Source organism: Noviherbaspirillum sp. (assembly GCF_036846085.1).
Classification (GTDB): Bacteria; Pseudomonadota; Gammaproteobacteria; order Burkholderiales; family Burkholderiaceae_D; genus Noviherbaspirillum.
Window position 1 is genome coordinate 1 of record NZ_DAIUCO010000389.1, and the last position, 2,632, is coordinate 2,632.

2 protein-coding genes are annotated in these 2,632 nt (G+C 58.5%); both read left to right on the forward strand.

What is annotated here, in order from left to right:
* Window positions 1–2,009 (forward strand): polyphosphate kinase 1 (gene ppk1, locus V7080_RS25110; RefSeq protein ID WP_334191103.1); only part of this gene is annotated, 2,009 nt, incomplete at its 5' end.
* Window positions 2,010–2,027: 18 nt separating this feature from the next.
* Complete coding sequence (locus tag V7080_RS25115) at window positions 2,028–2,486, forward strand: SixA phosphatase family protein (RefSeq protein ID WP_334191104.1); 459 nt, start codon at window positions 2,028–2,030, stop codon at window positions 2,484–2,486.
* The last annotated feature ends 146 nt before the right edge of the window (window positions 2,487–2,632 follow it).

Genomic DNA, 2,632 nt, shown 5'->3' on the forward strand with positions numbered 1-2,632 from the left:
TACTTGCACAGGCCGAAGACCGGAATATCCCCCTACTGGAACGACTGCGTTACCTTTGCATCGTCAGCAGCAATCTGGACGAGTTTTTTGAAGTAAGAATCGCCAGCCTGCTTGCACAGAACCGGATTGACGGCGACAAGTCGTTGCCACCGGCCTTAACGGCGGCGCTGGAGCGGACCAGTGTCGAATGCCATCAAATTGTCGAACGGCAATATGCCGTTTTAAATGAGCACATCCTTCCCGAGCTTTCCGGAAAAGGCGTTCATCTGTTGCGGCATCAGGACCGCAATGAAGAGCAGCGAGCCTGGGTCAAGGACTACTTCGACCGCGAAGTACGCCCGCTATTGACGCCGATCGGTCTCGATCCGGCGCATCCCTTCCCGCAGGTCGTGAACAAAAGCCTGAATTTCATCGTTGAGCTCTCCGGCAAGGACGCGTTCGGACGCGGCACCGCGATTGCCATCATGAAGGCGCCGAGGGTCTTGCCGCGCGTCATTCGATTGCCGGACGAGCTGTCGAAGAAAGGTGTTTCGTTCTGCCTTCTGTCTTCCATCATCCATGCGCACATCACCGACTTGTTTACGGGGCGCGAAGTCATCGCCTATTCGCAATTCCGGGTAACGCGCAACAGCGACCTTTGGGTGGATGAAGAAGAAGTGAAAAACCTGCGCCAGGCCCTGCAGACCGAGCTTCACAGCCGGCAGTTCGGCTTCGCGGTACGGCTGGAAGTTGCGCGAAACTGCCCTCCGCATCTCGCGACGATGTTGCTGGAACAATTCTCGATCGACAAAAGCCGGCTGTTCGCGGTGGATGGTCCGGTCAACATGGTGCGCTTGCAGGAACTGATCGGCAGCGTCGGTCAGCCGGCACTGCACTTCCCTGCGTTCTATCCGGGATTGCCCGCGCATCTCGCCGACACGAGCATGTTCGATCTGCTGAAGAAGCGCGATTTGCTCCTGCACCATCCTTTCCAGTCCTTCCAGCCGGTCGTCGAATTTATCCGCAGTGCGGCGAACGATCCGAATGTGCTTGCCATCAAGCAAACCATTTACCGGACCGGCATGAATTCGGATCTGATGGAATCCCTGATCGCCGCGGCCCGGCGCGGGAAGGAAGTAACGGTCATCGTGGAATTGATGGCGCGCTTCGATGAAGAGGCGAATATCAATTGGGCGGAACGCCTTGAGCGGGTCGGCGCACAGGTAGTGTACGGCGTCGTCGGCTTGAAGACCCATGCAAAGATGGCGCTGGTGCTGCGCCGGGAGAACAAGGAATTGCGCTACTACGCCCACCTGGGCACCGGCAACTACCATCCGACCACGACAAAACACTACACCGACTTCGGGCTGCTGACCGCGCATCCGAAACTGACCGCGGAGGTGAACGAGATATTCATCCACCTGACCAGCCTCACCAAACCCAAGAAACTGCAGTACCTCTGGCTGGCACCATTTGCCTTGCAAAAGGAAATCGTGCGCGCGATACGCAATGAAGCCGCGATCGCAAAATCCGGCAAGCCGGCACGCATCATCGCAAAAATGAATGCACTGCTCGACGAATCCGTCATCCGGGCGTTGTATGCGGCGTCGGCGGACGGCGTCAAGATCGACCTGATCGTACGCGGCGCATGCGCATTGCGTCCCGGCGTGCCCGGCCTATCGGAAAACATCCGGGTCCGCTCGATCATCGGCCGTTTCCTGGAGCATAGCCGTATCTATTATTTCCGCAACAACCTCGCACACGACGTATATCTCGCAAGTGCTGACTGGATGAACCGCAACCTGTTCCGTCGCGTGGAAGTCGCCTTTCCGGTACTCGACAACACCTTGAAGAAGCAGGTCATTTCCGAGGGACTGCACCCCTACCTGAAGGACAACACCAGCGCCTGGGAACTCGGCTCAGACGGCGTGTATCACAGACGTAAGCCACGCGGCAGGCAGCTCCCTTTCAACGCCCAGCAATACCTGGCGCAGACATTGGGATCGAAGGGCGCACAGGAAGAGGGTTAAACACGGAAGGATGAACCGATGGATCTGATCATATGGCGGCATGCGGAGGCGGAACCCGGCGAGCCCGATGAAGCACGTGCGTTGACCACAAAGGGGCATAAGCAGGCGTCGAAGACCGCTGGCTGGCTCGACCGGCATCTGCCCGGCAACTGCCGGATTCTGGTCAGTCCGGCGGTGCGGACCGTACAGACCGCCGAAGCGCTCGGGCGCAAGTTCAAGACCCATCCTGCCCTGGCACATCACGCCACGGCGCAAGGCATCCTGGCTGCGGTCAACTGGCCGGATGCGCGGGAGACGGTGCTGGTAGTGGGACATCAGCCTACGCTTGGGCATGTGATTTCGCTGCTGATCACCGGTCAGGAGCAGGAGTGGATGCTGCGTAAGGGGAGTGTTTGCTGGATTGCGCAGAAGGTGACGGAGTCGGGGGCGGTGAATTATTTGAAGGCGGTGATTGGGGCGGAGTTGGCGGGGAAGTGACTTGGGTGGTGGTTTGGTGTTTTTCTTCGGTGCTGCAATGCGTATTGTTCTTCGATCAGGCTTGCCGGGACTGGCCCCGGCGGGCCACCTACTTTTTTGCTTCGCCAAAAAAGTAGGCAAAAAAGGGCTGGAGCACTGCTCCAGCG

Excerpts from the sequence above, each read along its gene's own strand:
- V7080_RS25115 (WP_334191104.1), top strand. The coding sequence starts at position 2,028 with ATGGATCTGATCATATGGCGGCATGCGGAGGCGGAACCCGGCGAGCCC.